24 protein-coding genes and 1 tRNA gene are annotated in these 23,620 nt (G+C 71.0%); 13 read left to right on the forward strand and 12 right to left on the reverse strand.

All coding sequences use genetic code 11. From position 1 onward, the window contains the following. Nucleotides 1–2: 2 nt before the first annotated feature. The 3 genes from JO379_RS16855 to JO379_RS16865 are packed head-to-tail and all read right to left on the reverse strand — an operon-like array spanning nt 3 to nt 2,820. Nucleotides 3–773: a TrmH family RNA methyltransferase gene (locus JO379_RS16855; RefSeq protein WP_209515577.1), complete on the reverse strand. Its 771-nt coding sequence runs from the start codon at nt 771–773 to the stop codon at nt 3–5. A 41-nt stretch (nt 774–814) separates the two neighbouring features. Then, nucleotides 815–2,116: an HTTM domain-containing protein gene (locus JO379_RS16860; protein ID WP_242626119.1), complete on the reverse strand. Its 1,302-nt coding sequence runs from the start codon at nt 2,114–2,116 to the stop codon at nt 815–817. After that, the gene (locus JO379_RS16865) at nt 2,113–2,820 is read right to left on the reverse strand and encodes a DUF5819 family protein (protein WP_307842031.1); all 708 of its coding nucleotides are present in this window, start codon (nt 2,818–2,820) and stop codon (nt 2,113–2,115) included. The genes JO379_RS16860 and JO379_RS16865 overlap by 4 nt, the downstream gene beginning before the upstream one ends. A gap of 138 nt (nt 2,821–2,958) precedes the next feature. Here JO379_RS16865 and paaA point away from each other — a divergent pair, with 138 nt between their 5' ends. The 6 genes from paaA to JO379_RS16895 all read left to right on the forward strand — a co-directional run bounded on the left by paaA (nt 2,959) and on the right by JO379_RS16895 (nt 7,940). Continuing rightward, nucleotides 2,959–3,921, forward strand: a complete 963-nt coding sequence (gene paaA / locus JO379_RS16870) for a 1,2-phenylacetyl-CoA epoxidase subunit PaaA (protein ID WP_130878640.1) — start codon at nt 2,959–2,961, stop codon at nt 3,919–3,921. Next, complete coding sequence (paaB, locus tag JO379_RS16875; RefSeq protein ID WP_130878639.1) at nt 3,918–4,205, forward strand: 1,2-phenylacetyl-CoA epoxidase subunit PaaB; 288 nt, start codon at nt 3,918–3,920, stop codon at nt 4,203–4,205. Before paaA ends, paaB begins: the two co-directional genes overlap by 4 nt. Further along, on the forward strand, nt 4,202–4,933 hold the full coding sequence (paaC, locus tag JO379_RS16880; RefSeq protein ID WP_130878638.1) for a 1,2-phenylacetyl-CoA epoxidase subunit PaaC: 732 nt from the start codon (nt 4,202–4,204) through the stop codon (nt 4,931–4,933). The genes paaB and paaC overlap by 4 nt, the downstream gene beginning before the upstream one ends. Beyond that, nucleotides 4,927–5,439, forward strand: a complete 513-nt coding sequence (gene paaD / locus JO379_RS16885; RefSeq protein ID WP_130878637.1) for a 1,2-phenylacetyl-CoA epoxidase subunit PaaD — start codon at nt 4,927–4,929, stop codon at nt 5,437–5,439. Before paaC ends, paaD begins: the two co-directional genes overlap by 7 nt. Then, nucleotides 5,440–6,561: a 2Fe-2S iron-sulfur cluster-binding protein gene (locus JO379_RS16890; RefSeq protein WP_130878636.1), complete on the forward strand. Its 1,122-nt coding sequence runs from the start codon at nt 5,440–5,442 to the stop codon at nt 6,559–6,561. A 239-nt stretch (nt 6,562–6,800) separates the two neighbouring features. After that, nucleotides 6,801–7,940 (forward strand): acyl-CoA dehydrogenase family protein, encoded by a 1,140-nt coding sequence (locus JO379_RS16895; protein ID WP_130878635.1) that lies wholly within the window; start codon nt 6,801–6,803, stop codon nt 7,938–7,940. Between the two features lie 146 nt (nt 7,941–8,086). Here JO379_RS16895 and JO379_RS16900 read toward each other — a convergent pair whose 3' ends face one another. From JO379_RS16900 to JO379_RS16915, 4 genes are all read right to left on the reverse strand, one after another. Continuing rightward, nucleotides 8,087–8,434, reverse strand: a complete 348-nt coding sequence (locus JO379_RS16900) for a rhodanese-like domain-containing protein (protein WP_130878634.1) — start codon at nt 8,432–8,434, stop codon at nt 8,087–8,089. Nucleotides 8,435–8,444: 10 nt separating this feature from the next. Beyond that, a complete protein-coding gene (locus JO379_RS16905; RefSeq protein WP_130878633.1) occupies nt 8,445–9,257 on the reverse strand; it encodes a J domain-containing protein in 813 nt (270 codons plus the stop codon). Nucleotides 9,258–9,364: 107 nt separating this feature from the next. Continuing rightward, nucleotides 9,365–10,858, reverse strand: a complete 1,494-nt coding sequence (locus JO379_RS16910; RefSeq protein ID WP_130878632.1) for a DUF2252 domain-containing protein — start codon at nt 10,856–10,858, stop codon at nt 9,365–9,367. A 148-nt stretch (nt 10,859–11,006) separates the two neighbouring features. After that, a complete protein-coding gene (locus tag JO379_RS16915) occupies nt 11,007–11,366 on the reverse strand; it encodes a winged helix-turn-helix transcriptional regulator (RefSeq protein WP_130878631.1) in 360 nt (119 codons plus the stop codon). Nucleotides 11,367–11,499: 133 nt separating this feature from the next. On the opposite strand from JO379_RS16915, the gene JO379_RS16920 reads away from it, so the two are divergent. Beyond that, complete coding sequence (locus JO379_RS16920) at nt 11,500–12,147, forward strand: FMN-dependent NADH-azoreductase (protein ID WP_130878630.1); 648 nt, start codon at nt 11,500–11,502, stop codon at nt 12,145–12,147. Between the two features lie 267 nt (nt 12,148–12,414). Here the strand turns inward: JO379_RS16920 and JO379_RS16925 are convergent. Next, nucleotides 12,415–12,498, reverse strand: a tRNA-Leu gene (locus tag JO379_RS16925). Between the two features lie 348 nt (nt 12,499–12,846). Between JO379_RS16925 and JO379_RS16930 the strand changes: the two genes are divergently transcribed. From JO379_RS16930 to pknB, 6 genes are all read left to right on the forward strand, one after another. Beyond that, nucleotides 12,847–13,695, forward strand: a complete 849-nt coding sequence (locus tag JO379_RS16930; RefSeq protein ID WP_130878629.1) for an FHA domain-containing protein — start codon at nt 12,847–12,849, stop codon at nt 13,693–13,695. 10 nt (nt 13,696–13,705) lie between these two features. Beyond that, nucleotides 13,706–14,236: an FHA domain-containing protein FhaB/FipA gene (locus JO379_RS16935; protein ID WP_130878628.1), complete on the forward strand. Its 531-nt coding sequence runs from the start codon at nt 13,706–13,708 to the stop codon at nt 14,234–14,236. A gap of 66 nt (nt 14,237–14,302) precedes the next feature. Further along, the gene (locus tag JO379_RS16940) at nt 14,303–15,856 is read left to right on the forward strand and encodes a Stp1/IreP family PP2C-type Ser/Thr phosphatase (RefSeq protein WP_242626118.1); all 1,554 of its coding nucleotides are present in this window, start codon (nt 14,303–14,305) and stop codon (nt 15,854–15,856) included. Between the two features lie 50 nt (nt 15,857–15,906). Further along, nucleotides 15,907–17,307 (forward strand): FtsW/RodA/SpoVE family cell cycle protein, encoded by a 1,401-nt coding sequence (locus JO379_RS16945; protein WP_130878626.1) that lies wholly within the window; start codon nt 15,907–15,909, stop codon nt 17,305–17,307. Next, nucleotides 17,304–18,758, forward strand: coding sequence for a penicillin-binding transpeptidase domain-containing protein (locus JO379_RS16950; protein WP_130878625.1), 1,455 nt, complete (start codon nt 17,304–17,306; stop codon nt 18,756–18,758). Before JO379_RS16945 ends, JO379_RS16950 begins: the two co-directional genes overlap by 4 nt. 161 nt (nt 18,759–18,919) lie before the next feature. Beyond that, nucleotides 18,920–20,944, forward strand: coding sequence for a Stk1 family PASTA domain-containing Ser/Thr kinase (gene pknB, locus JO379_RS16955; RefSeq protein WP_209515580.1), 2,025 nt, complete (start codon nt 18,920–18,922; stop codon nt 20,942–20,944). Nucleotides 20,945–21,068: 124 nt separating this feature from the next. On the opposite strand, the gene JO379_RS16960 is transcribed toward pknB, so the two are convergent. From JO379_RS16960 to JO379_RS16975, 4 genes are all read right to left on the reverse strand, one after another. Further along, on the reverse strand, nt 21,069–21,776 hold the full coding sequence (locus JO379_RS16960; RefSeq protein WP_130878823.1) for a class E sortase: 708 nt from the start codon (nt 21,774–21,776) through the stop codon (nt 21,069–21,071). 29 nt (nt 21,777–21,805) lie between these two features. Beyond that, nucleotides 21,806–22,474, reverse strand: a complete 669-nt coding sequence (locus JO379_RS16965) for a class E sortase (protein ID WP_372449091.1) — start codon at nt 22,472–22,474, stop codon at nt 21,806–21,808. A gap of 296 nt (nt 22,475–22,770) precedes the next feature. Beyond that, nucleotides 22,771–23,409 (reverse strand): aminodeoxychorismate/anthranilate synthase component II, encoded by a 639-nt coding sequence (locus tag JO379_RS16970; RefSeq protein ID WP_130878622.1) that lies wholly within the window; start codon nt 23,407–23,409, stop codon nt 22,771–22,773. Next, on the reverse strand, nt 23,406–23,582 hold the full coding sequence (locus JO379_RS16975; RefSeq protein ID WP_165451561.1) for a hypothetical protein: 177 nt from the start codon (nt 23,580–23,582) through the stop codon (nt 23,406–23,408). The genes JO379_RS16970 and JO379_RS16975 overlap by 4 nt, the downstream gene beginning before the upstream one ends. Nucleotides 23,583–23,620: the final 38 nt, after the last annotated feature.

Below are 23,620 nucleotides of genomic sequence, written 5' to 3' on the forward strand. Positions count from 1 at the left end.
GTTCAGCCCCGCTGGGCCGGGTCCGGGCCTCCCCAGTGGAAGAGCGCCATGGCGACGCTGGTCGCGAGGTTGTAGCTGGAGACCTGGGGCCGCATGGGGAGGGCGACCAGCCTGGTCGCCCGTTCCCGCAGCTCGGGGGAGATGCCGTGCCGCTCGGAGCCGAAGGCGATCAGCGCGTCGTCCGGCAGGGGGATGGACCTGATGTCGTCCCCCTCCGGGTCCAGTGCGTACAGCGGGCCGGGCGGCAGTTCGGGGAGCGGCAGGCGCTCCACGGCGGTGGCGTAGTGCAGGCCCGCGCCCGCCCGTACGGCGTTCGGGTGCCAGGGGTCGATGTCGCCGGTGGTGATCACGCCCGTGGCCCCGAATCCGGCGGCGAGCCGGATCACGACCCCGACGTTGCCGAGGTTGCGGGGATTGTCGAGGACGACGACCGGTGCCTGCCGGGGAGCCCGCGACATGGCGTCGAGGTTCGCCCGGCGGTCGGGCCTGACCGCCAGTGCGGCCACCTGGGTGGGGTGCACCCGGGGCAGCAGCTCCCGCAGGGTCGGCGCCGGGATCTCGACGAGGCGCTCGTCGAGCACGTCGGTCAGGTCGTCGGCCAGCTCGGCCGCGAGCTCCAGGGCGGAGTTCTTGTCGGCGGTGACCGCCACCCGCACCTCGGCGCCGAAGCGCAGGGCGTGCTTCAGGGCGTGGAAGCCGTCGAGCAGCACGGCGTCGGCGGCGGTCTCCTCGCCCCAGAGCCGCAGGGCGTTTCCGGCCTCGTCCTCGATCATGCCCTCAGCCTACGGGCCGGATTCCGGCCGCCGCCCCTGGCTCAGCCCACCAGCGTGCGAGTGCCGGCCGCCCCGTCCTCGCTCTCCCGTGGGGCCGGGACCGCACCCCTGCGGGCGAGGGGCAGCCTGTTGCCCGCACGGCCGACGAGGGCTCCCGTGCGGCGCAGGAAGGAGGTGGGAAGGAAGACCGCGTCCGCGACGATCATCGCGAGGGAGAAGAACGGGAGGCCGAGGGTGAGGGCGATGCCGAGGTGTTCGGCCATCATCACGGCGAGCAGGACGTTCTTCACCCGCCGGTTCAGCAGGGTGAAGGGGAAGGCGACCTGCACGGCCACGGTGCCGTAGCTGAGGAGCAGCACGACCGTCCCGCTGCTCGCCAGCGCGTGGGACAGCGCTGGCCAGGGCGAGAAGTAGTCGATGTGCATCGGGTAGAAGAGCGCGGTGCCGTCCTGCCAGCGCGAGCCCTGGATCTTGTACCAGCCCGCCGTGGCGTAGATCAGACAGACCTCCACCATGATCACGAGCAGGGCGCCGTTGTGCGCCAGATTCGCGAAGGCGTCCAGGACGGTGCGCGGCTCCCCGGGCGCGTGGCGCCGCGCGAGCCACCACAGCCCCTGGGCGGCCCACAGGCCCCACAGGACCGTGGCCCACCCGATGCCCGGCACCGGGCCGTCGGCCGTCCACTCCAGGCGGGTGTCGCCGATCGCCTGGGCGATGACGAGGGCGAGGCCGCAGAGCGTCCAGAGCACGATGCCGGTGAGGTCCCGGTCGCCTGTCCCGGAGCCGGTCCCGGGGGCCTTCTCCCGGCGGGCGGCGCGGCGCGCGTCGAGGGACCACACCCGCCCGCAGCGGGTGAAGACCATGTACAGGGCCATCAGGTGCAGGACGTTGTCGCCGCCGTCCCCGACGAAGATGCTGCGGTTCTGGAGCGACAGCACCCCGATCATGGCGAGGACCGACATGGTCCGGGTGCGCCAACCGAGCATCAGCAGGGCGCTGGAGACGATCGCCAGGACGTAGACGGTCTCAAACCAGATGCCGCTGTCGGACCACATCAGGGCGGTGAAGGCGCGGTTGTCGTCGGTCAGCCGACGGGCCATGTCCCAGCTCCACGGACCGTCGGGCCCGTACAGCTCATGGCGGTTGGGCCACTCGCGGAGCAGGAAGAACAGCCAGGTGAAGGAGAGACCGATCCGCAGCACGGCCGTCTGGTACGTGCCGAGGGCGGAGCCGGTGACGCGGGTGACGCCGCGGGCGAGCGCGCTGTCGACGCGTGCCGCGAGCCCGGCGCCGGCCGGCGCGTCCCGCTTCCTGTCCGGGGCCGGGTTCTGGGAGGAGCTCACCGGTTCTTCGCCTCCGGGAGATCGGCGGTGGTGACCGGCCACCAGCCCAGCAGGCGGTGGACGGGTCGCGTGTCGACCTTCTCGTCGCTCCAGGGCGGCGGGGCTATGGCGGTGGTCACGGCCCGTACCTGCACGCGCTCGACCGTCCGCCCGTTCCGCTCACCACCCAGACGGAGCACGGCGATGCGCCGGATGTACTGCTCGGCGAGCCTGCCGCGCATCCCGTTGGGCTGCTCCCGCGCGTCGTGCGTGCCCGCGTAGAAGTCCCAGGCGCGGCGGAGCTCGTTCTGCTGCGTGTGGCTGGGGAGAAGGTTGTGGCGCAGGGCGGCCCCGTCCTGGGCCGACAGATCGGTCCAGGGCGTGACCACGGCCCGGCCGTCGGGGCCGCGCAGCTCGGCTCGTGCCTGAACGGCGACGTTCTGCTGCAGCGGGTTGGGCGCGAAGAACTTCCAGTTCTGTTCGAACTCCGGGTACACGTAGTCGTCGATGGCCGATCCGTGCTGCTTGCTGATCGTGTTCGACGGTGCGACGTGCAGGAACATCATCGACACGTGCACCGCGACCGCGACCGCCACGCCCGCCACGCCGATGGCGACGGCGATGCGTGAGGGGAGGGACAGCCCGGCGATACCGGCCGTCCGTTCGTGCCCGTCGTCCCGCTCCATGTCCCGCCCCGATTCCGCCCGCCACCCGTTGCTGTGCACCCGAACGGTACCCACGCCGCCCCACCAGGCACAGCGGCCGCGGAGTTATCCACAGGCTTGACACCTTCCGAGCCCTCGGCACACCATTGAACCGAACGATCGGTCGGTAGGGAGTTCCAGAGATCGAGGGGGCACGGCATGACGACGACGGCGCCGGAAGCGGGGGCGTACGAGGCGGTTTTCGACGCCACCGTGGCCGCCGATGAGCGCATCGAGCCACGGGACTGGATGCCGGACGCCTATCGCGCCACGCTCGTCCGGCAGATCGCACAGCACGCCCACTCCGAGATCATCGGCATGCAGCCCGAGGCCAATTGGATCACCAGGGCCCCCTCGCTGCGGCGCAAGGCGATCCTCATGGCCAAGGTGCAGGACGAGGCGGGCCACGGCCTGTATCTCTACAGCGCCGCCGAGACCTTGGGCACCGGGCGCGAGGAGCTGCTCGACAAGCTCCACGCGGGGCGCCAGCGATACTCCTCGATCTTCAACTACCCCACGTTGACCTGGGCGGACGTGGGCGCCATCGGCTGGCTCGTGGACGGCGCCGCGATCACCAACCAGGTCCCGCTCTGCCGCTGTTCCTACGGGCCGTACGCCCGGGCCATGGTCCGCATCTGCAAGGAGGAGTCCTTCCACCAGCGCCAGGGGTACGAGCTGCTGCTCGCCCTCAGCCGTGGCACCGAGGCCCAGCACGCGATGGCCCAGGACGCGGTGGACCGCTGGTGGTGGCCGTCCCTGATGATGTTCGGCCCGCCCGACGAGGAGTCCGCGCACTCCGCCCAGTCGATGGCCTGGAAGATCAAGCGCCACTCCAACGACGAGCTGCGCCAGCGCTTCGTCGACATCTGCGTCCCCCAGGCCGAATCGCTCGGGCTGACCCTCCCCGACCCGGACCTCCGGTGGAACGAGGAGCGCGGTCACCACGACTTCGGCGCCATCGACTGGGACGAGTTCCACGAGGTCCTGCGGGGCAACGGCCCGTGCAACGACCAGCGGATCAACCAACGCCGACGGGCCCACGAAGAAGGCGCCTGGGTACGCGAGGCCGCCGCCGCGTACGCGGGGAAGCACACCGACGCACACCGGGAGGCACGGGCATGACCAGCGCTGATTGGCCCTTGTGGGAGGTGTTCGTGCGCAGCAGGCGCGGCCTGGCCCACACCCACGCCGGCAGTCTGCACGCACCCGACGCGGAGATGGCGCTGCGCAACGCCCGCGACCTCTACACACGGCGCTCGGAGGGCGTTTCGATCTGGGTGGTGCCCTCCGCCGGGATCACCGCCTCCTCCCCGGACGAGAAGGACCCCTTCTTCGAGCCGGCGGCCGACAAGCCCTACCGCCACCCGACCTTCTACGACATCCCGGAAGGGGTGCGGCACCTATGACCGGGGCACCCGCGAGCACCGTGCCGCCGATCGCCGCCCTGGCCCTCGGCGACGACGCCCTCGTGCTCTCCCACCGGCTGGGGGAGTGGGCCGGGCACGCACCCGTCCTGGAGGAGGAGGTCGCGCTCGCCAATATCGCGCTGGACCTGCTCGGCCAGGCCCGGACCCTCCTCTCCCTCGCCGGCGACGAGGACGAGCTGGCCTATCTCCGCGAAGAGCGGGCCTTCCGCAACGTCCAGCTCGTCGAGCAGCCGAACGGCGACTTCGCCCACACCATCGCCCGCCAGCTCTACTTCGCCACCTACCAGGAGCTGCTGTACGGGCAGTTGGCGGCAGGGGACGGCCCCTTCGCCCCGCTGGCGGCGAAGGCGGTCAAGGAGGTCTCCTACCACCGCGACCACGCCGAGCACTGGACCCTGCGCCTCGGGGACGGCACCGAGGAGAGCCACCGGCGGATGCGCACGGGCCTCGACGACCTGTGGCGGTTCACGGGCGAGCTCTTCCAGCCGGTCGACGGGCTCGACGTCGACTGGACCGCCCTGCGCGACGGCTGGCTGACCCTCGTCACCAAGACCGTGGACCAGGCCACCCTGGCGCTGCCCACCGGGCCCCAGCTCGGCGCCTGGACGGCCGGTGCCGGCCGCCAGGGCATCCACACCGAGCCGTTCGGGCGGATGCTCGCCGAGATGCAGCATCTGCACCGCAGCCACCCGGGGGCGACATGGTGACCGTGACCCCGCTCGAGGAAGAGCTCCGCGCCCTGGCCGGTTCCGTCCCCGACCCGGAGCTCCCCGTCGTCACCCTGGCCGAGCTCGGCGTGCTGCGCGGCCTGCACCTCGTCGGCCCCGGCCGGGTGGAGGTGGAGCTGACCCCCACCTACACCGGCTGTCCGGCCATCGAGGCCATGTCGGCGGACATCGAGCGCGTCCTGCACGACCACGGCATAGCCGAGGTGGAGGTCCGCACGGTCCTCTCCCCGCCCTGGACCACGGACGCGATCAGCGCCGAAGGCCGCCGCAAGCTGGAGGAGTTCGGGGTGGCGCCCCCGAGGCCCACCGCCGCCCGGCCGGCGGACCGCCCCGGGGGCCCGGTGCTCGTGCAGCTGGCCATCCGCTGCCCGCACTGCGGCTCCACCGACACCACCCTGCTGAGCCGCTTCTCCTCCACCGCCTGCAAGGCTCTGCGCCGCTGCGAAGCGTGCCGCGAACCGTTCGACCACTTCAAGGAGTTGTAGATGGCAGCGGCCCGCCACGGCGCCTTCCACCCGCTACGGGTGGCGGCCGTCGACCCGCTCACCGACGACGCGGTCGCCGTGACCTTCGCCGTGCCCCCCGAGCTGCGCCCGGTCTTCCGCTACACCCCCGGCCAGCACCTCGCCTTCCGCCGGATGGTGGAAGGCGCCGAGATACGCCGCACCTACTCCATCTGCGGCCAAGTGCCCGGCGCGGACGGGCCGGCGGCGCTGAAGGTGGGGGTCCGGCTCGTGGACGGCGGCGCGTTCTCCACCTACGCGCTCAAGGAGCTGGCGGTCGGGGACACGGTGGAGGTGATGGCCCCGGCCGGCCGGTTCGTGCTGGAGCCGCGCCCCGGGCACTTCGCCGCGATCGTCGGCGGCAGCGGCATCACGCCCGTGCTGAGCATGGTCTCGGCCGCGCTCGCGCGGGAGCCCGATACCCGCTTCTGTCTGATCCGCAGCGACCGCACCGCGTCGTCCACGATGTTCCTCGAGGAGGTCGCCGACCTCAAGGACCGCTATCCCACGCGCTTCCAGCTCGTGCACGCCCTCTCCCGCGAGGAACAGCAGGCAGGGCTGCCGTCCGGGCGGCTGGACGAGGAGCGGCTGTCCCGGCTGCTGCCGGCGCTGCTCCCGGTGGACACCGTCGACGGCTGGTTCCTGTGCGGCCCGTACGGGCTGGTGCGCGGTGCCGAGCGGGCCCTGCACGGGCTCGGGGTCGGCCGCGACCGCGTCCACCAGGAGATCTTCCATGTGGACGAGGAAGCGGATGAGGGAGCGGGCGAGCAGGCGGGCCCGGTGGCGGAGCCGGACACGGCGGCCGCGGCCCCGGTGGCCCGGGCGTCGGACAGCACGGTGACCGCGAAGCTGGACGGCCGCAGCGGCAGCTGGCCGGTGCGGGAGGGGGAGTCGCTGCTGGAGACGGTGCTGCGCAACCGCGCCGACGCGCCCTACGCCTGCAAGGGCGGCGTCTGTGGGACGTGCCGCGCCTTCCTGGTCACGGGCGAGGTGCGGATGGACCGGAATTTCGCACTGGAGCCGGAGGAGCTGGCCGCGGGGTACGTGCTGGCCTGCCAGTCACATCCGGCCACCGAGGAGGTGGAGCTGGACTTCGACCGCTGACGACCGGGCCGAGTGGACCCACGAGGCCCACGACACCCATGGGACCCACGACGCCCCCACAGCCGACGGTGGCGGCCGCACTCGCCCACCCTCCCCTACCGGTTCCCAATTCCTGCAACCTGTTCTACCTTGACGCCCCATCAGACGGGTCTCCGGCAGACGCGTCTCCACGCGGGTGCGCCTCCAGGCGCATCGCCAAGCGCGTCTTCAGGTGTCAGCGGCGTGTGGGAGGACCGGCAGTGGACTTCACCTTCACCGAGGAGCAGCAGGCCGCCGTCGAAGCGGCCCGAGCGGTCTTCACCGGGGTCACCCCCGACAGCGTGCCCAGCCCGGCGCTCACCCGGGGCGCGGTGGCCGAGGACTTCGACCGCGCGCTGTGGCGCAGGCTCGCCGACGCCGATCTGCTGAGCCTGACCGTCGCCCCCGAGCACGGCGGCGCGGGGCTCGGGCCGATCGCCCTGTGCCTGGTGCTGCGCGAGTCCGCGCGGGTGCTGGCCCGGGTGCCCCTGCTGGAGGCGGGTGGGGCGGCGCTCGTCCTCGGCAGGTACGGCGGCGCCGCGGCGGACCGGTTGCTGTCACTGATCGGCCGCGGCGAGAGTGTCGTCACCGTGGCCGCCAACGGCCGCACCGGCCACGACCGGGCCGAACTGGCCGTCACCGCACGGCCCGAGGGCACCGGCGCACCCCACTGGTCCCTCGACGGCGTACAGACGGCCGTGCCCTGGGCATGGGGCGCGGACCGGATCCTGATCCCCGCCCACACCGGCGAGGGCCGCACCGTCCTCGCGCTCGTCCCCCGGGACCGGCCCGGGGTGACGCTCGCCGATCAGATCTCCACCAACGGCGAGCGGTACGCGGAGGTGCGTCTCGACGGTGTGCGGGCCGAGGACGACGAGGTCATCACGGCCGCGGGCGCGTGGGAGTGGCTGCGCGGGCTGCTCACCACCGGCACCTGCGCCCTCGCGCTGGGGCTCGGGGAGGAGGTGGCCCGTATGACGAGTGAGTACGCGGGGAAGCGGGTGCAGTTCGGCCACCCCATCGCCACGTTCCAGGCGGTCGCCGTCCAGGCCGCCGACCGGTATATCGACCTGCGCGCGATGGAGGCCACCCTGTGGCAGGCGGCCTGGCGCATCGAGTCGGGGGCGGACGCGGCGCTCCCGGCCGCGGCGGACATCGCCGTCGCGAAGGTCTGGGCCTCGGAGGGGGTCCGCCGCGTCGTGCAGACCGCGCAGCATCTGCACGGGGGCCTGGGCGCGGACACCGACTACCCCCTGCACCGCTATCACGCCTGGGCCAAGCAGCTGGAGCTCTCCCTGGGCCCCGCCGCCGCCCATGAGGAGGCGCTGGGCGACCTGCTGGCCGCCCACCCCCTCGGCTGAGGACGACGTCGGCTGAGGACGCCACCTGCCCCCTCGGCCGGGCGCCGTGGAGCCGGCCGGTCGCGCGACCGGCCGGATGACCAATGCCGCGCGACCGGCCGGATAACCGTGCTGCCGGATGACCGTGCGGCTAGATGACCGTGCGGCTAGATGACCGTGCCGGGAGCGCCGTTTCCATCGACGACCGGGCGGCCTGCGGCCTCCCAGACCTGCATGCCGCCGTCGACGTTCACCGCGTCCAGGCCCTGCTGGACGAGGTAGGTGGTGACCTGCGCGGAGCGCCCACCGGAGCGGCAGATGACGTTGATCCGGCCGCCGTCGGGAGCCTTCTCCGTCAGCTCGCCGAACCGGGCGACGAAGTCGCTCATCGGGATGTGCAGCGCGCCTTCCGCGTGCCCGGCCGCCCACTCATCGCTCTCACGGACGTCCAGCAGGAAATCGTCGGACGAGAGCGCGTCGACACCGACCGTGGGTACCCCAGAACCGAAATGCATGTCCCCGACGCTACCCGACCAGCGTGGCCAGGTATGCCTCGCGCTCGGCGACCTGGGCGAGCAGCTGCTCGGCGATCTCCTCCAGCAGCTGGTCCGGGTCGTCGGGCGCCATCTTGATCATCGCGCCGATCGCGGAGGACTCCAGTTCCCCGGCCACCGCCGACAGCAGCTCCTTGCGCCGGGCCAGCCACTCCAGCCGCGCGTACAGCTCCTCGCTCGGGCTCGGCAGCGGCTCCTCCGGCACCGGCCCGGCGGCCCACTCCGCGGCCAGCTCGGCCAGCAGCGCGGCGTTGCCGTCGGCGTACGCGGCGTTGACCCGCACGATGAACTCCTCGCGCCGCTGCCGGTCCGTCTCGTCCCGCGCCAGATCGGGGTGCGCCTGACGGACCAGCTCACGGAAGGCGCGCCGCGCCTCGTCGCTCGGGCGCACCCGCTTCGGGGGCTGCACGGGCTTCTCCGTGAGCATCGCCGACGCCTCGGGCGAGAGCCCCTCGGAGTCCAGCCAGCCGCCGAAGAGCTCCTCCACACCGGGCATCGGCTGCACCAGCGCCCGTGCCTCCCGGGCCCGCCGCAGATCCTCGGCGTCACCGGTCCGGGCCGCGACGGCCTCCGCGATCCGCGCGTCCAGCTCGTCGAGCCGCGCGTACATCGGGCCGAGCCGCTGGTGGTGCAGCCGGGAGAAGTTCTCCACCTCCACCCGGAAGGTCTCCACCGCGATCTCGAATTCGATCAGCGCCTGCTCGGCCGTCCGCACGGCCTGTTCCAGGCGCCGTGTGTCCGGCTGCTCGGTGTTCTGACTCTGCTCGGCTTCCGGATTCGTCACCCGCCCAGCCTACGAGTTCCCACCCGCCCCGCGGGCCCCGCATGCCCGAGGCCGCTGCCCCGGTCCCTTCCGTGCCCCTGAGCCCGGGCCATATCCCCCGAGCCCGGCTATATCCCCGTCTCCGCCGCCACCCGGCCGCCCCGCACCGCCGCCACCAGCTCCGCGTGGTCGGCCTCCGTGCGGTCCGCGTACGCCACCGCGAACCGCGCGACCGCGTCGTCCAGCTCGTCGCCCTTGCCGCAGTACCCGGCGATCAGCCGCGGATCGGCGCTGTGCGCGTGCGCCCGCGCGAGCAGCGCGCCCGTCATCCGCCCGTAGTCGTCCAGCTCGGCCGGGGCGAGCGCCGCGGGGTCGACGCTGCCCTTGCGGTTGCGGAACTGCCGCACCTGGTACGGCCGCCCGTCGACCGTCGCCCAGCCGAGCAGCACATCACTGACGACCTGCATCCGCTTCTGCCCCAGGACCACGCGCTGCCCCTCGTGGCGGATCTCCGGCGCCGCGAAGCCCGCCTTCGCCGCATGGGACAGCAGCGCCGAGGAACGGGCCTCCTTCACCTGGAGCACCAGCGGCTCGCCCCGGTGGTCGAGCAGCAGCACCACGTACGAGCGCAGCCCCACGCTCCCCGTGCCCACCACCCGGAACGCCACGTCCTGCACCTCGTAGCGCGCGAGCAGCGGCACCATCTCCTCCGGGAGCGTCCCGAGATACGCGCCGAGCGCCAGGGCGACCGACGCCGCCTCGTCGTGCGGCACCCGCCGCAGCACCGGAGGCGCGTCCACGAAGCGCAGACCGCCGTCCTCGGTCCGCTCCGTCGCCTTCGCCGCGAAGCGCGCGCTCGTGTTCCGCCGGGCCTTCTCCGAGACCCGCTCCAGCGTGCCCAGCAGGTCCTTGGCGTCCGCGTGCGAGACGAGCCGTTCGTCGGCGATCGCGTTCCACGCCTCTATCGCCGGCAGCCTGGCCAGCAGACGCATCGTGCGGCGGTAGGCGCCCACCGCGTCGCGGGCCGCCTCCCGGCAGGTGTCCTCGTCCGCACCCGCCTCCCGCCCCGCCAGCACCAGCGAGGCGGCGAGCCGCTTCACGTCCCATTCCCAGGGCGCGTGGAGGGTCTCGTCGAAGTCGTTCATGTCGATGACGAGGCCGCCGCGGGCGTCGCCGTAGAGCCCGAAGTTCGCGGCGTGCGCGTCGCCGCAGATCTGCGCGCCCACCCCCGTCACGGCGGTGCCCACCAGGTCGTACCCCATGAGTCCGGCCGAGCCGCGCAGGAAGGCGAAGGGGGAGGCCGCCATCCGGCCGACGCGGATGGGCGTCAGCTCGGGCAGCCGTCCCGCGTTGGCCGCCTCGACCGTCTCCACCGCGCCGGGCCGCCCCGCACCGGCCTCCCACTCGGCGTGCGCGGAGCGCGGCACCCGCGCCCGCAGCGCCTTCCCGACGGCCTTGGGCGACGGTTGGGACGGCGACGGGGACGGCGATGGGCGTGACGATCGGTGCGGCGCTCCGGAGGCGGGTGCCTCACCGGCTCCCCAATCCCCCGAACCTTCCGAGCCCCCCGCCCCACCCGTCACCGATCGCGCGAAACCCGGCACGTGCGGCAGTCGCGTCATCGCGCGCCACCTCCCCCTCCACCCCTGGCGCAGCGTCACGCGGCGTCAAGCGGCAAGCGTCAACTGCCCCGACCGTACAGCGAGGTACCGACGGCGGCCGGTGTCCCGGCGTTTCTCCACAGGACGCCCACCGGCGGTGTGCGGAAGGTCAGCTGAACTCGCGCGGGCACTGCGCGCTGTCCCCCAGATAGCGCCGCGCCCACCGCCCCAGCTCCTTGAGCGCCGGCTCCATCGCCTGCCCCGCCTCGGTCAGCCGGTAGGAGACACGAAGCGGAGGGCCAGATTCCACTTCCCGTACCAGCAGACCGGCCGCGCCCAGCTCCGTGAGGCGGTCGGAGAGCATCCGCTCACTGATCCCCGGGATGGCCCGTCGCAGGTCGGCGAAGTGCGCCCGCCCCGGCAGCAGGGTGGCCACGATCAGCCCCGTCCAGCGCTTGCCGAACAGCTCGAAGACGCGCGTCATCCCCTCGTCCGCCTTCTTGCACGCCTGCTCGCTGTGGTCCGCCATGGGACCAGAGTACTGCGTTCACCTTAGGTGCTGCGAAAAAGTAAGTGACTGTGCTAATACTAGTTGCATACGGAACTACATCACCGTTCGCCGTAGGCAACCGCGGCGATACAGCCCGTTGTTTGGAGAACCCATGGCCACGCTGCTGCACCTCGACTCCTCCGCCCTCCCCCAGGGCTCCGCCTCCCGCGATGTCACCGCCGTCTTCCGCAAGACCTGGGAGGAGCAGCACCCCGAGGGCACGGTCGTCTACCGCGACCTCGCCGCGAACCCGCTGCCGCACATAACCGCCACCGCGCTCAGCGTGGGCTCCGTCGACCCGGCCGAGTTCACCGACGAGCAGCGCGCCGCGTACGACCTGCGCGTCGAGCTGGCGGAGGAGCTGGAGCGGGCGGACGCGGTGCTGATCGGCACCCCGATGTACAACTTCACGATCCCCTCCAGCCTCAAGGCGTGGCTGGACCAGGTGATCATCATGGGTCGCACGGCCGGCGAGAAGCCCTCCGCCGCCGGCACCCCGGTCACCGTCGTCGCCAGCCGGGGCGGCTCGTACGCGCCGGGGACGCCGCGTGAGTCCTTCGAGTTCGTGACGAACTACCTGGAGAAGGTGCTGACCGGCATGCTCGGCCTGGAGGTCGACTTCATCGTTCCCGAGCTGACCCTGGCCGCCACCGTGCCCGCCATGGCCGAGCTGGTCGGCAAGGCCGAGGCCTCCCGGGCCAAGGCCGACGAGGAAGCCGCCGCCAAGGCCAAGGCCCTCGTCGCCCGTCTCGCCGGCTGACACCGCAATCGCGGCGCACGTCGCACGATCTCCGGGCCCGGACGCCTCGCGCCGGGCCCGAAGTCGTACATGCGCTGCGCCCGCAGAAGTATTCGCGGCGCATGCCCGGCGCATCCGTCGTGGTGCCGCATGTCACGTCGCCGGACCGCTTCGGGCGGCCGAGCTTCGGACCGAACTCCGGACCGAGCTCCGGCCACGCTTCCGGACAACGAGAAACGGGCCCCTCCCGGTGATTCTCATCACCGGGAGAGACCCGTTCCCGCTCTGTGCGCGAGGGGGGAGTTGAACCCCCACGCCCTTTCGGGCACTGGAACCTGAATCCAGCGCGTCTGCCTATTCCGCCACCCGCGCATGGGTGCTGTCTGGGACTCCCGCACTTTCTTCGGACTGTCCGCCCGGGTCTTGTGCGTTCGCCTTTCGACATGCAGAACATTAGCACGCTGTGGAGGGTGCCTTCACACCACTTCCCTGCCGCCCGGTCCGTCGGTCCGGCGGGGACCGCACCGGTTGCGGGACACTGACTCACGGCCGCCTCTACGATCCCTAGTGGAGCGCGCAGTGGGCGGCGGGAAGGCGACACTCGTCACTCCTGGCGCCGAAGGGGAACCAGCCGTTTTCCCGACGCGTGGATACGATCAGTAAGCAGTATCAGGAACGACACTGAGCATCAGGAACGTCACTGAGGGAAGGAGGTGCCCCGTGGGAGTACTGAAGCGCTTCGAGCAGCGACTCGAGGGTCTCGTGAACGGCACCTTCGCCAAGGTGTTCAAGTCCGAGGTGCAGCCCGTCGAGATCGCGGGCGCACTCCAGCGCGAGTGCGACAACAACGCCACCATCTGGAACCGTGACCGGACCGTCGTCCCGAACGACTTCATCGTCGAGCTGAGCGCCCCGGACTTCGAGCGGCTCAGCCCGTACTCCGGGCAGCTCGGGGACGAGCTCTCCGGCATGGTCCGCGACTACGCCAAGCAGCAGCGGTACACCTTCATGGGGACCATCAAGGTCCATCTGGAGAAGGCCGACGACCTCGACACCGGGCTGTACCGGGTGCGCAGCCGCACCCTCGCCTCCAGCGAATCGCAGGACCCGCAGGGCCAGCAGCCCGCCGCACCCCGCGGCGCGGCCGGTGGGGGGATCACGCACGGCGCGGGCTATCCGGCTCAGCCGGCCGGTCCGCCGCCGATGCCCTCGTCCCCGCCGCCCGGCGCTCCCGGCCGCCCCGCGCCCCGTGCGGGCGGCCCCGGGCCGGGCGCCGTCCCCGGCACCCAGACCCGCCGTTGGATCGAGATCAACGGCACACGTCACCAGATTTCCCGGCCCACCCTCGTACTGGGCCGCAGCACCGAAGCGGACGTACGGATCGACGACCCCGGCGTATCCCGCCGGCACTGCGAAATCCGGGTCGGAACCCCCGCGACCATCCAGGACCTGGGTTCGACAAACGGCATCGTGGTGGACGGGCAGCACACCACGCGCGCTACGCTCCGCGACGGCTCGCGCGTCGTCGTGGGCAGCACCACCATCGTTTATCGGCAAGCCGAAGGGTGAAGCGGGGGCAATGTCAGAGCTGACCCTCACGGTCATGCGGTTGGGTTTCCTCGCCGTACTGTGGCTGTTCGTCATCGTGGCCGTCCAGGTCATTCGCAGCGACCTGTTCGGCACGCGTGTCACGCAGCGCGGCTCACGCCGCGGTGGACAGGACCGCCAGCCGCAGCGTGCGCAGCAGACCGCGCCGCCGCAGCAGCGACAGCAGCAACAGTCCGGCGGCCGACGTGCGGAGCGCGGCCGACGCGGCGCCCCCACCAAGCTGGTGGTCTCCGAGGGCACCCTCACCGGGACCACGGTCGCCCTCCAGGGCCAGACCATCTCCCTGGGCCGCGCCCATGACTCGACGATCGTGCTGGACGACGACTACGCCTCCAGCCGGCATGCCAGGATCTACCCCGACCGCGACGGCCAGTGGATCGTCGAGGACCTGGGGTCCACCAACGGCACCTATCTCGACCGGACCCGGCTGACCACCCCGACCCCGATCCCGCTCGGCGCGCCGATCCGCATCGGCAAGACCGTCATCGAGCTGCGGAAGTAGTAGGACCATGACGACCGGAGGGTGGGCACCGTGCGGATGTACCCGGAGCCGTCGGGCGAGGTGCGCATGAGTCTGTCACTGCGCTTCGCCGCCGGATCTCACAAGGGGATGATCCGGGAGGGCAACGAGGACTCCGGTTACGCCGGCCCCCGGCTGCTCGCCATCGCCGACGGCATGGGCGGCCAGGCCGCGGGCGAGGTCGCCAGCTCCGAGGTGATCTCCACCCTCGTGTCGCTGGACGACGACGTCCCCGGCTCGGACATCCTGACCTCCCTCGGCACCGCCGTGCAGCGCGCGAACGACCAGCTGCGCGCCATGGTCGAGGAGGATCCGCAGCTCGAGGGCATGGGCACCACCCTGACCGCGCTGCTGTGGACCGGTCAGCGGCTCGGCCTGGTGCACGTCGGCGACTCGCGCGCGTACCTGCTGCGCGACGGCGTGCTGACCCAGATCACACAGGACCACACCTGGGTGCAGCGGCTCGTCGACGAGGGCCGGATCACCGAGGAGGAGGCCACCACCCACCCGCAGCGCTCCCTGCTGATGCGCGCGCTGGGCAGCGGTGACCACGTGGAGCCCGATCTGTCGATCCGCGAGGTCCGGGCGGGCGACCGCTATCTGATCTGCTCCGACGGGCTCTCCGGCGTCGTCAGCCATCAGACGATGGAGGAGACGCTCGCCAGCTACCAGGGCCCGCACGAGACCATCCAGGAGCTGATCCAGCTCGCCCTGCGCGGCGGCGGTCCCGACAACATCACCTGCATCGTCGCGGACGTGCTGGAGATCGACGGCGGCGACACCCTCACGGCACAGCTCAACGACACCCCGGTGATCGTGGGCGCGGTCGCCGAGAACCAGCTCCAGCTGGGGGACGACGGCGCCATGCAGACCCCGGCCGGCCGGGCAGCGGAGCTGGGCCGGGCCAACCGGCCCGTGCCGCCGCAGGGCCCCGGGGCGGCCGGGGGCGGCTTCGGCCCGCCCGGCAGCGGCGACCCGGCCATAGGCGGCGCGCCGGACGGTGCCTTCGGCTCGTTCTCCGACGAGGACTTCGTCAAGCCGCCCCGCGGTGGCAAGTGGCTCAAGCGGTCGCTCATCATCGCCGTGGTGCTCGGCATCGTCGGCGGCGGTCTCTACGCCGGCTACGAATGGACCCAGACGCAGTACTACGTGGGCGCCAAGGACAACGACCACGTGGCCGTCTACCAGGGCATCAACCAGGATCTGGCGTGGGTGGGCCTCAGCAAGGTCTACGAGGACCACCGCGAGATCGAACTCAAGTACCTCCCCGTGGACCAGCGCACCCGTGTCGAGGACACGATCGCAGTCGGCAGCCTCGACCAGGCCCGGCAGAAGATCAAGGACCTCGGCACGCTCGCCGGCGCCTGCAAGAAGGCGGACGAGCGGCGCAAGGCCGAGCAGCAGCAGCGGGAGACCGAGAAGCAGAACGGCGACAAGACGGGCAACGCGCCCGGTGCCGCCCAGGACGACCCGAAGGCCCCGAAGGACCCCAGGACAGGCGAACGGGCCGACGTCCGGGCCACCCCCGTCCCGTCCCCGGGTCCCACCCTCAGCGAGGAAGAGCAGAAGTTGGTCCCGCAGTGCAGCAGCGCTCAGCAGTAAAGCCGTAGGGGGCCATCAAAGCCATGCCATCAATGCCATCCATGCCATCCATGTCGTCGAGCACCACCAACACGACGACGATCAGCACCGCGGGCCCGCCGAGCCGGCGCAACACCGAGCTGGCGCTGCTCGCCTTCTCGGTGCTCATCCCGTGCTTCGCGTACGCCAACGTCGGTCTCGCCCTCGACGGCGAGATGCCCTCCGGCATGCTCGGCTACGGCCTCGGCCTCGGCCTGCTGGCCGGTGTCGGCCATGTGGTGGTGCGGAAGTTCGCCCGCTACGCCGACCCGCTGCTGCTGCCGCTGGCCACCCTCCTCAACGGGATCGGGCTGGTCATCATCTGGCGGCTCGACCAGGCGCCGCGGCTGATGGCGAAGAAGTTCTTCCACCCCAGCGCGCCCAACCAGCTGCTGTTCTCGGCCCTCGGCATCGCTCTCTTCGTGGCAGTCCTGATCTTCCTCAAGGACCACCGCATCCTCCAGCGCTACACCTATATCTCCATGGTGGTGGCGCTGATCCTGCTCGTCGCGCCGATGTTCTTCCCGGCGAAGTTCGGTGCGCGCATCTGGATCACGATCCCGGGTCTGGGCTCGCTGCAGCCGGGTGAGTTCGCGAAAATCATCTTGGCGATCTTCTTCGCCGGCTATCTCATGGTGAAACGCGACGCCCTGGCCCTGGCCAGTCGTCGCTTCATGGGGCTCTATCTGCCGCGCGGCCGGGACCTCGGTCCCATCCTGGTCGTCTGGGCGGTCAGCATCCTGATCCTCGTCTTCGAGACCGACCTCGGTACCTCGCTGCTGTTCTTCGGCATGTTCGTCGTGATGCTCTACGTCGCGACCGAGCGCACCAGCTGGATCGTCTTCGGTCTGCTGATGTCGGCCGGCGGCGCGGTCTTCGTGAACACCTTCGAGCCGCACGTCCAGCAGCGCGTCGACGCCTGGCTGCACCCGTTCGACGCGTTCAAGGACGGCTCCTCCGACCAGATCGCCCAGGCGCTGATGGCCTTCGGCTCCGGTGGCGTCTTCGGCACCGGCTGGGGCCAGGGCCACTCCGACCTCATCGGCTTCGCCGCCAACTCCGACTTCATCCTCGCCACCGTCGGCGAGGAGCTGGGGCTGGCGGGCGTCATGGCCATACTGCTGATCTACGGGCTGATCGTGGAGCGCGGTCTGCGCACCGCCCTCGCCGCCCGTGACCCGTTCGGCAAGCTGCTGGCCTGTGGTCTGTCCGCCGCCTTCGGCATTCAGGTCTTCGTCGTCGCCGGCGGCGTCATGGGCCTGATCCCGCTGACCGGTATGACCATGCCGTTCATGGCGCAGGGTGGTTCGTCCGTCCTGGCCAACTGGGCCCTCGTCGCCATCCTCGTCAAGATCAGCGACACCGCGCGCCGCCCGGCCCCGGCCCCCGCACCGTCCCCCGACGCCGAGATGACCCAGGTGGTCCGCCCGTGAACAAGCCCGTGCGCCGGATCGCGATCTTCTGTGGCCTTCTCGTCCTCGCCCTGATGATGCGCGACAACTGGATCCAGTTCGTCCAGGCCGAGGAGCTCAAGACCCACGAGAACAACCGCCGGGTCCTGATCGCCCGCTACAGCCAGCCGCGCGGCAACATCATCGTCGACGGCCAGACGGTCACCGGGTCCAAGGAGACCGACAACACCGACTTCAAGTACAAGCGCACGTACAAGAACGGCGAGATGTGGGCGCCGGTCACGGGCTACGCCTCGCAGGTCTACGGCGCGAACCAGCTGGAGAAGCTCGACGACCCGGTGCTGACCGGCGACGACGACCGGCTGTTCTTCAACCGCACGGTCGACATGATCACCGGCAAGGGCAAGAAGGGCGGTGACGTGATCACCACCCTGAACGCCAAGGCCCAGGAGGCCGCCTTCAAGGGCCTGGGCAACAAGCGCGGTGCCGTCGCCGCGCTCGACCCGCGCACCGGCAAGATCCTCGCCCTCGCCTCCACGCCCTCCTACGACCCCTCGCGCATCGCGGGCAGCGACGACGAGAAGGCGTGGAAGGAGCTGACGAGCGACAAGAACCAGCCGATGCTGAACCGGGCGCTCAAGCAGACCTACCCGCCGGGCTCGACCTTCAAGGTCGTCACGGCCGCGGCCGCGCTGCAGAACGGTCTGTACAAGGACGTCGACGCCAAGACCGACTCGCCGCTGCCCTGGACGCTGCCGGACACCCGGGTGCAGCTCCAGAACGAGGGCAACATCCCCTGCAAGGAAGCCTCGCTGCGGGTCGCCCTCCAGTACTCCTGCAACACGGTCTTCGGCAAGGTCAGCGCCGACCTCGGCAATAAGAAGATGATCGAGCAGGCGGAGAAGTTCGGCTTCAACAACCCGAAGCTCGACACGCCCGTCCGCGCCGCCGAGAGCGTCTACCCCAAGGACAACCGCCCGCAGAACGCCATGGCGGGCATCGGCCAGGCCTCCAACCGCGCCACGCCGCTCCAGATGGCCATGGTGGCCGCCGCGGTCGCCAACAACGGCAAGCTCATGGAGCCGTACATGGTCGACAAGCTGCGCGCCCCGAACCTCAATGTGATCGAGACGCACCAGCCGAAGCAGCTGAGCCAGCCGCTCAGCTCCGACAACGCGCAGAAGCTTCAGTCGATCATGGAGACGGTGGTCGAGAAGGGCACCGGAACCAACGCCCAGATCGACGGCGTCACCGTCGGCGGCAAGACCGGTACCGCCCAGCACGGCGTCGACAACAGCGGCAACCCGTACGCGTGGTTCATCTCCTACGCCAAGGGGAAGGACGGCTCGCCGGTCGCCGTGGCCGTCGTCATCGAGGGCTCCGAGACCACCCGTGACGACATCGCGGGCGGCAGGCTCGCCGCGCCGGTCGCGAAGGGCGTCATGGAGGCGGTACTCAGCACGGAGAAGTGACGCCGCTCACCTCCGTGGCCGTCCGGTCCCCGGACGGTACCGGTCGTATATCAGGTGACGGTGGCGCCCAGGAGGCGCACGGTGCTCCGGGTACGGTATGCCCGGACAGCACACCGCCGGACCCACGCCGGTGCGGTCAGGAAAACGGAAGGGCTGGAGCTATGGAAGAGCCGCGTCGCCTCGGCGGCCGGTACGAGCTGGGCTCGGTGCTCGGCCGTGGTGGCATGGCCGAGGTCTATCTCGCCCACGACACCCGGCTCGGCCGCACCGTCGCCGTGAAGACGCTCCGGGTGGACCTCGCCCGGGACCCGTCCTTCCAGGCCCGGTTCCGCCGTGAGGCCCAGTCGGCCGCCTCGCTCAACCACCCGTCGATCGTCGCCGTCTACGACACCGGCGAGGACTACGTCGACGGGGTCTCGATCCCGTACATCGTCATGGAGTACGTGGACGGGTCGACGCTGCGCGAGCTGCTGCACTCGGGCCGGAAGCTGCTGCCCGAGCGCTCGCTGGAGATGACCATCGGCGTCCTCCAGGCGCTCGAGTACTCCCACCGCGCCGGCATCGTCCACCGCGACATCAAGCCGGCGAACGTCATGCTGACGCGCACCGGCCAGGTCAAGGTCATGGACTTCGGCATCGCCCGGGCGATGGGCGACTCCGGCATGACCATGACGCAGACCGCGGCCGTCATCGGCACCGCCCAGTACCTCTCCCCCGAGCAGGCCAAGGGCGAGCAGGTCGACGCGCGGTCCGACCTGTACTCCACCGGCTGTCTGCTGTACGAACTGCTGACGGTCCGGCCCCCCTTCGTCGGTGACTCGCCCGTGGCGGTCGCCTATCAGCACGTCCGGGAAGAGCCGAACCCGCCGAGCGTCCACGACCCGGAGATCACGCCCGAGATGGACGCCATCGTCCTCAAGGCGCTGACCAAGGACCCGGACTACCGCTACCAGTCGGCCGACGAGATGCGCGCCGACATCGAGGCGGCCCTCGACGGCCAGCCCGTGGCGGCCACGGCCTCGCACGCTGCGGGTGGCTACGGCGCCCCCGGCGGCTACGGCGAGGACCAGCCGACCACGATGCTCCGCCCGCAGGACCCGGCCGGGCAGACCTCCATGCTGCCGCCCGTGCGCGACGACGACGGCGGTTACGGCTACGACGACCGCGACGGCCGGCGCGGCGGTGCCAAGAAGAGCAACCTCTCGACGATCCTTCTGGTCGTCGCGGGTGTCCTGGTGCTCGTCGGGGCGATCTTCATCGGCAAGTCGCTCTTCGGCGGCGGTGGCAACAACAGCCAGGTGACCGTGCCGACGCTGACCGGCGAGACGCTGGCCTCCGCCCAGAAGATGGGCGAGAACGGCGACTTCAAGGTCACCCAGGACGGCGAGACCTTCTGCGACCAGCCCAAGGGCAAGGTCTGCGACCAGAACCCCAAGGCCAACGCCAAGGTGGACCGCGGCTCCGAGGTCAAGGTCGTGCTCTCCAAGGGCGCGGAGAAGGTCTCCGTGCCGGATGTCCGGGGATCCAAGTTCGAAGAGGCCGAGGCGGAGCTCAAGGCCAAGGGCTTCACCGTCCGGCAGAAGCAGGTCGAGTCCGACCGGACCGCCGGCATCGTGATCGACCAGGACCCCAAGGGCAGCACGAAGGCCGAGAAGGGCACGGAGATCACCCTCTCCGTCGCCTCGACCCCCGCCTCCAAGACCGTCCCGTCCGTCGTCGGCCAGCCCTTCGACGCCGCGAAGAAGCAGCTCACCGACCTCGGCTTCAAGGTCGCCAAGGACGAGGAGGAGTCGGACCAGCCGCCCGGCAACGTCCTCCGGCAGAGCCCCGACGGCAACACCACCGCGCAGCCGAACTCCACGGTCACCCTCTTCGTCGCCAAGGCGGGCCAGAAGATCAGCGTGCCGGGTGTGGTCGGCCAGAAGCTCAAGGACGTCAAGAAGACACTGACGGACTCGGGTCTGAAGGTCGGCAGCATCACCGGCCCGCAGGACGACAACGCCGTGGTGATGATCTCCGACCCGGTGGGCGGCACGCAGGTCCCGAAGGACACGCCCGTCAACCTCACCACCATCGGCGGCGCTCCCGGGGACACGGGCACCCCGGGCACCACCGGCACTCCGGGCTCCACCGGCGGTGACAACGGAGGCGGCCTCTTCGGCGGGCCCTTCGGGCGGCGTCACTAGACGCTCCGCGGTTTGTCCTGCCGACGGCGGGCCGTCTTGCCGCCTGCGGCGGCGGGCGCCCTGCGGGCGCGTCCTCAATCGCCGGACGGGCTGAAATAAGCCCGTCCGGCGATTGAGGACACCGCTAGCGCAATTCCTTCGGACGGGTCCGCTCGCTGTCGACCTTCTCCGTGCGCTCCAGCTCCGCCCAGACGATGTAGCGGTAGTCGGAGGTGTAGACGGGCGTGCAGGTCGTCAGGGTGAGGAAGCGGCCGGGCTTCTTCGCGCCGGACTCCTTCGGCAGCGGATCCAGGACCTCGACGTTGTACTTCGAGGTCTCCTTCAGCTCGGAGTAGACCTTGTAGACGTACCAGGTGTCGCGGGTCTCGAAGACGACCGGGTCGCCGACCTTGACCTTGTGGATGTTGTGGAACTTCGCGCCGTGGCCGTCCCGGTGGGCGGCCAGCGTGAAGTTGCCCTTCGCGTCCCACGGCATCGCGGACTTCACCGGCGCGCGGTAGAACCCGGCCACGCCCTCGTTGAGGACGGAGCTGCTCGTGCCGCTCCGGACGAGCACCTCGCCGTTCTTCATCGACGGCACGTGCAGGAAGCCGATGCCGTCCTTGGTGTCCAGGGCGCCCGGGCCCTTGGCCCAGTTCTGGCGCACGTGGTTGCCCTGCTTCTTCGCCTCGCGGTCGGCCAGCACGTTCGTCCACCACAGGGAGTAGACGACGAACAGGGCCATCAGGACGCCCGCCGTGATCAGCAGTTCACCGAAGAGGCTGACGGCGGCGGCGATCCTCCCCCGTGTGCGGGCCGGGCGGCCGGGCCCGTCGTCGTCGATCCGTGCCACCGCGTCGTACCCCGTTTCGCTCTGCTGTCTCACTCGACGAGGGCGTCCGGCTTTCCCTTGCTCCGGGGCCGCTCGTCGACCATCTTGCCCCAGACGATCATTCGATACGTACTGGTGAATTCCGGAGTGCAGGTGGTGAGGGTGAGGTAGCGGCCCGGCCCCGTGAAGCCCGATCCGACCGGTACGGGGGCGATGACCGCGACGTTCGCCGGCGAGGTCTGATCCAGGCGGCTCGTCATCTCATACGTGTAGAAGGTGCTGCTGGTCTCCACGACGATCTTGTCGCCGGGACGCAGCCGGTTGACGTAGCGGAACGGCTCGCCGTGGGTGTTGCGGTGTCCGGCGAGCGAGAAGTTGCCCTTCGCGTCCCACGGCATCGCGGTCTTGAGCGGGCCCTCGGCGTAGTGCCCGACCATGCCCCGGTCCAGCACCTTCTTCTTGCCGATGCCCTCGGCGACGGGAGCCTTCACGTCCAGCTTCGGGATGTAGAGGATCGCGAAGCCCTGGCCGGGGGAGAACGCCCCGGCGGCCCGGTCCTCGCCGCCGCTCTCCTCCCAGGCGTGCTGGAGGTTGTTCGCGGCTCCGCCCGCCTGGCGCTGGGCGATCACGTTCGTCCACCACAGCTGGTAGGCGACGAACAGCAGCATCAGGGCGCCCACGGTGATGAACAGCTCGCCCGTCAGCCGGCTCACGATCACCCCGACGCTGTCCTTGCGCGCCCGTCGGGCCGCTCTGCGCCGCTCCGCACGCCCCCCGGTGGGCGGCCCCGTGGCCGGCTCCCGGACCCGGCGCAGCGTTAACGTCGCGTGGTCCTCGGGGGGCAGTGGCTGGGACACCACCCGTGCGGGGCCCTCCGTGGCCGCTACGGGCTCCGTGGGGCCCAAGCCTTTCGCCGGGTACCAGGAGGGCTCCTGATGCTGCTGTGGCGTCAGCCACGGGCTCTGCTCGGAGCCTTGTGGCGTCCGCCACGGGTCCCGCTCGGGGCGGAGCGAGGTCACGCCCCGGCCTTGCCCACCACCGGGGCGAGCCCCGCCGAGCGGTCCACCGCCCCCGCGTCACCACAGGCGACCAGCCAGTTGGCGAGCATCCGGTGCCCCCACTCGGTGAGCACCGACTCGGGGTGGAACTGCACCCCTTCGACCGGCAGCTCGCGGTGTCTGAGGCCCATCGCGACCCCGCTCTCCGTCCAGGCGGTGATCTCCAGCTCGTCCGGCCAGGTCTCCCGCTCGACCGCGAGGGAGTGATAGCGGGTGGCCGTGAACGGCGTCGGCAGTCCCCGGAAGACGCCGGTGCCCTCGTGGGTCACCAGGGAGGTCTTGCCGTGCAGCAGCTCGGGGGCCCGGCTGACCACCCCGCCGTACGCGACCGCCATCGACTGCATCCCCAGGCACACCCCGAAGACCGGCACTCCGGTCCCCGCGCAGTGCCGCACCATGTCGATGCAGACGCCCGCCTGCTCCGGCGCGCCCGGGCCGGGGGACAGCAGCACCCCGTCGAAGCCGTCCTGCGCGTGGCGCAGCTCGACCTCGTCGTTGCGCAGCACCTCGCATTCGGCGCCCAGTTGATAGAGGTACTGGACGAGGTTGAAGACGAAGCTGTCGTAGTTGTCCACGACGAGGATGCGCGCGCTCATCGGTTCACCGCCATTCCGTTGTCGACCGTCACATCGTTGAACGGCAGCAGCGGTTCCGCCCAGGGGAAGACGTACTGGAAGAGGACGTACACGATCGCCAGCACGAGGAGCAGCGAGATCAGCGCCCGCACCCATGCGTTGCCCGGCAGATGACGCCAGATCCAGACGTACATGCTGTCCCTACTTGCCGATGACGAGTCGATTGCAGCAC

This window comes from Streptomyces syringium (genome assembly GCF_017876625.1).
Classification (GTDB): domain Bacteria; phylum Actinomycetota; class Actinomycetes; order Streptomycetales; family Streptomycetaceae; genus Streptomyces; species Streptomyces syringius.

What these genes read in the sequence shown, in the direction of transcription:
- JO379_RS16855 (WP_209515577.1), bottom strand. Translation starts at nt 773, where the DNA reads ATGATCGAGGACGAGGCCGGAAACGCCCTGCGGCTCTGGGGCGAGGAG.
- paaA (WP_130878640.1), top strand. Translation starts at nt 2,959, where the DNA reads ATGACGACGACGGCGCCGGAAGCGGGGGCGTACGAGGCGGTTTTCGAC.
- paaB (WP_130878639.1), top strand. Translation starts at nt 3,918, where the DNA reads ATGACCAGCGCTGATTGGCCCTTGTGGGAGGTGTTCGTGCGCAGCAGG.
- paaC (WP_130878638.1), top strand. Translation starts at nt 4,202, where the DNA reads ATGACCGGGGCACCCGCGAGCACCGTGCCGCCGATCGCCGCCCTGGCC.
- paaD (WP_130878637.1), top strand. Translation starts at nt 4,927, where the DNA reads ATGGTGACCGTGACCCCGCTCGAGGAAGAGCTCCGCGCCCTGGCCGGT.
- JO379_RS16890 (WP_130878636.1), top strand. Translation starts at nt 5,440, where the DNA reads ATGGCAGCGGCCCGCCACGGCGCCTTCCACCCGCTACGGGTGGCGGCC.
- JO379_RS16900 (WP_130878634.1), bottom strand. Translation starts at nt 8,434, where the DNA reads ATGCATTTCGGTTCTGGGGTACCCACGGTCGGTGTCGACGCGCTCTCG.
- JO379_RS16910 (WP_130878632.1), bottom strand. Translation starts at nt 10,858, where the DNA reads ATGACGCGACTGCCGCACGTGCCGGGTTTCGCGCGATCGGTGACGGGT.
- JO379_RS16915 (WP_130878631.1), bottom strand. Translation starts at nt 11,366, where the DNA reads ATGGCGGACCACAGCGAGCAGGCGTGCAAGAAGGCGGACGAGGGGATG.
- JO379_RS16920 (WP_130878630.1), top strand. Translation starts at nt 11,500, where the DNA reads ATGGCCACGCTGCTGCACCTCGACTCCTCCGCCCTCCCCCAGGGCTCC.
- JO379_RS16935 (WP_130878628.1), top strand. Translation starts at nt 13,706, where the DNA reads ATGTCAGAGCTGACCCTCACGGTCATGCGGTTGGGTTTCCTCGCCGTA.
- JO379_RS16940 (WP_242626118.1), top strand. Translation starts at nt 14,303, where the DNA reads ATGAGTCTGTCACTGCGCTTCGCCGCCGGATCTCACAAGGGGATGATC.
- JO379_RS16945 (WP_130878626.1), top strand. Translation starts at nt 15,907, where the DNA reads ATGTCGTCGAGCACCACCAACACGACGACGATCAGCACCGCGGGCCCG.
- pknB (WP_209515580.1), top strand. Translation starts at nt 18,920, where the DNA reads ATGGAAGAGCCGCGTCGCCTCGGCGGCCGGTACGAGCTGGGCTCGGTG.
- JO379_RS16970 (WP_130878622.1), bottom strand. Translation starts at nt 23,409, where the DNA reads ATGAGCGCGCGCATCCTCGTCGTGGACAACTACGACAGCTTCGTCTTC.
- JO379_RS16975 (WP_165451561.1), bottom strand. Translation starts at nt 23,582, where the DNA reads ATGTACGTCTGGATCTGGCGTCATCTGCCGGGCAACGCATGGGTGCGG.